This is a genomic window from Prosthecobacter sp. (assembly GCF_049294395.1).
Taxonomy (GTDB): Bacteria; Verrucomicrobiota; Verrucomicrobiia; order Verrucomicrobiales; family Verrucomicrobiaceae; genus Prosthecobacter.
Genome location: NZ_JBAQCR010000241.1, coordinates 1 through 2607 on the forward strand (window position 1 = coordinate 1; position 2607 = coordinate 2607).

At 61.0% G+C, this 2607-nt stretch carries 3 protein-coding genes; 1 reads left to right on the plus strand and 2 read right to left on the minus strand.

The features are described from left to right. Positions 1-468: L,D-transpeptidase family protein (locus WAW39_RS16485; protein ID WP_422320278.1), on the minus strand; the 468-nt coding region annotated here is incomplete at its 3' end. Positions 469-532: 64 nt separating this feature from the next. Continuing rightward, entirely contained in the window at positions 533-1420 is an 888-nt protein-coding gene (ilvE, locus tag WAW39_RS16490) for a branched-chain-amino-acid transaminase (RefSeq protein WP_422320279.1), read from the minus strand. A 114-nt stretch (positions 1421-1534) separates the two neighbouring features. Between ilvE and WAW39_RS16495 the strand changes: the two genes are divergently transcribed. Beyond that, a complete protein-coding gene (locus WAW39_RS16495) occupies positions 1535-2503 on the plus strand; it encodes a 3-hydroxy-5-phosphonooxypentane-2,4-dione thiolase (protein ID WP_422320280.1) in 969 nt (322 codons plus the stop codon). Positions 2504-2607: the final 104 nt, after the last annotated feature.

The window sequence follows — 2607 nt, forward strand, 5'->3', positions numbered from 1 at the left end:
CCCCGGGAGATACCCCTCATGCATGCCGATGCCGCCGACGATGCGCATGAAGTAGCGCATGTTGGCGCCGATGTATTTCGTGCCCGGAGGTGCGGGGTCGGTGCGGGTGTCCACATCTCCCTGCACGACATTGCCTTCCTTGTCCACGTAGGAGCCGAAGAGCGAGGAACGATGGTCGATGTCTTTGTCCAGGATACTGTATGAGCCGGTCACCGTGCCGTGGCTCTCGCGACCCGATGAGATCGGCGAGACCCCGACGAGTTCCTTGCCCTTGTAATACTGCACACGCTGGGTGCTGAGATTGATGACGATCCGGGGACTGCCCACGACTCCATCGCCCTTCCACCAGGCGCGGCTGCTCAGTGGATTTTCCGCGACCGGCTTCGAGCTTGAACAGCTAAGAGCGGTCAGGGACCATCCCAGCAGCAGCCCTCTGCAGCAGCGGGCGAATGGATTCTTCTGATTCATTCTTGTGGAACTTGCATTTAGCACGCCATCTTCCAACCGGAATTTGGCGCAGCCGGCACCTGCCTCATGCATACGTGACCGGAGTGCCGGTGCTGTTTGCCAGCGCCTTGAAGCGCTTGGTCAGCTCCTGCGTGAGCTTGCCGGGGGTGCCGTCGCCGATGGGGCGGCGGTCATACTTCACGGCGGGGATGACTTCAGCGGCGGTGCCGGTGAGGAAGCATTCGTCGGCGGTGTAAATGTCAAAGCGGGTCATGACAGCCTCGGTGCAGGGCTGGCCCATTTCCGCGAGGATTTCCATGACGGCACGGCGGGTGATGCCGTCCAGAGCGCCGGAGGAGATCGGCGGGGTGGTGACCTTGCCGTTTTTCACGATGAAGACGTTGTCGCCGGTGCATTCGGAGACGAAGCCCTGATCGTTGAGCATGATACCCTCGTCGCAGCCGGCCTGAAGACACTCGATCTTGGCCATGATGTTGTTGAGGTAGTTCAGGCTCTTGACCTGGGGGCTGAGCGCGGCGGAGTTCGGACGGCGGGTGCCGCAGGTGATGAGCTCCAGACCCTTCTCATAACGCTCTGCCGGATACAGCGTGATGCTGCTGGCGATGATGAAGACGCTGGCCTTCGGACACTGGTAGGGATTCAAACCGAGGGAGCCCACGCCGCGTGTGATGACGAGGCGGATGTAGCCGTCTCGCAGATTGTTGGCGGCCACGGTGTCGAGCGTGGCTTTTTCCATTTCCTCAAACGGGATGGGCACGGTGAGGCAGATGGCCTTGGCGCAGTCGTAGAGGCGGTGCAGATGCTCGGTCAGGCGGAACACGCGGCCATTGTAAATACGGATACCCTCGAATACGCCATCCCCATAAAGCAGGCCGTGGTCGAAGACGGAGATCTTCGCCTCGGATTCAGGAACAAGCTTGCCATCAAGGTAAATGAGTAGATTCGCGGACATGGGGCGCGTAGAATCCACAGGCAGAAGGGTTTTGCAAGCGCTGGCAATGTGCTTGCGCAGGACCGATTCGCGCTCATCCTGCGCGCCCCGTTTAACCCGCACCCAGAAATTACCATGGCCGACATCCAAACCAGCGCTGCAGACAAGAAGGAAAAGGAATTCTTCACCGACGTCCCCCAGGAGGCCCCAGGCTTCTTCCTCAAGGGCTGCCACCAGTATGACTGGGGCCTCAAGAACCGCCTCGCCAAGGTCTTCAACCCCAAGGACGGCCGCACCGTCATGCTCGCCTTTGACCACGGTTATTTCCAGGGCCCGACCACCGGCCTGGAGCGCGTGGACCAGACCATCCTCCCCCTGGCCCCCTACGCGGACTGCCTCATGCTCACCCGCGGCATCCAGCGCTCCGTCATCCCTGCCTCCACCACCAAGGCCATCGCCCTGCGCGCCTCCGGCGGCACCTCGATGATCAGTCCGATGGAAGAGTGGGAAGGCGAAATCGACGGCAAGAAGGCCAAGTTTGCCCGTCCCGGCTTTGAGCCCCTTTCCAACGAAAGCACCGCCCTCAACATCGAAGAGGCCATCCGCCTAAACGCCAGCATCCTCGCTGTGCAGGTGTTCATCGGCAGCGCGTATGAGCGTCAGTCCCTCAAAAACCTCACCGACCTCGTGGACGCCGCCAGCCGCTACGGCATCGCCGTCATGGGCGTGACCGCCGTGGGCCGTGCGATGGCCCGCACGCCGCAGTATTTCCGCCTCGCCACCCGCATCATGGCGGAACTGGGAGCAAACGTGGTGAAGTGCTACTACACGGAGAAGGAATTCGACACGGTGACGAGCTGCTGCCCGGTGCCGATCGTGATCGCCGGTGGCAAGAAGCTGCCAGAACTCGATGCGCTGAAGATGTGCGCCAACGCCATCAAGCAGGGTGCCAGCGGCGTGGACATGGGCCGCAACATCTTCCAGAGCGATGCTCCGGTCTCCATGATGCAGGCGGTGCAAGGCGTGGTGCACGGCGGGCTGAATGCGAACAAGGCCTTTGAGTTGTACAACGACCTGAAGAAGAAGGAGCTGCGCAAGAAGTAAGCTGTCTTCGAATTCGTTTCAAAACTCCGATCGTCGCAAGGCGGTCGGAGTTTTTGCTTTCGAGAAACTGAGAACCCGTGCTACAGCCCCGTGATGAAACACCC

What these genes read in the sequence shown, in the direction of transcription:
- ilvE (WP_422320279.1), bottom strand. Translation starts at nt 1,420, where the DNA reads ATGTCCGCGAATCTACTCATTTACCTTGATGGCAAGCTTGTTCCTGAA.
- WAW39_RS16495 (WP_422320280.1), top strand. Translation starts at nt 1,535, where the DNA reads ATGGCCGACATCCAAACCAGCGCTGCAGACAAGAAGGAAAAGGAATTC.